The 600-nt window shown below is 54.7% G+C and carries 1 pseudogene; it reads left to right on the top strand.

Annotated elements, in window-relative coordinates:
• Positions 1–600 (top strand): annotated as a pseudogene (locus ACFR9S_RS03815) (ATP-binding protein); the annotation flags it as partial.

Genomic DNA, 600 nt, shown 5'->3' with positions numbered 1-600 from the left:
TGGAGGGCACGCTATCGGAGAACCAGTTCGCAGCGAAACTATCCGGAGTGGTGTTCAATCCAGACAGCGCACCTGAAATCTACGCTGATCCTGAGACCTTCTTCACGAAGACATACGCGACGGATGGGCTTCAGGATCTGCTCACACTCTTAGCAAAACGCTACGTTGGTAAAGTCGAGGACGAGTACAGTGGAGAGGATGGATTTCTGTCTCTCGATACTGTTTTTGGAGGCGGAAAGACCCACTCACAAATCGCTGCGTATCACTTCTCCCGAAACCCGGAAGCAATCGACGATCTCTCGGAGTTCATCATTGACGACGAGGTCGCAAGCGATTTCGACGAGATTCGAGATGATTTCTCGGTGGAGACGGCCGTCTTCGAAGGCGGACACGTTAGTGCGATGGACGCAAGGTGTAACAAGGACGACCCGTCTGCCCCCAGCACGCAGACCATGTGGGGGGAATTGGCTTACCAGCTCGCTGGCGCTGATGGGTATGCGCTTTTTAGTGACTACGATTCCGATCGGGTTGCCCCTGGAGAGTCCGATGTCGAGGAACTGTTCGACCTGCTCGATGAGCCCGGACTCGTACTCATCGACG

Source organism: Halolamina salina (assembly GCF_042678005.1).
GTDB classification, from domain to species: domain Archaea; phylum Halobacteriota; class Halobacteria; order Halobacteriales; family Haloferacaceae; genus Halolamina; species Halolamina salina.
This window is presented reverse-complemented; position numbering and strand designations above follow the sequence as displayed.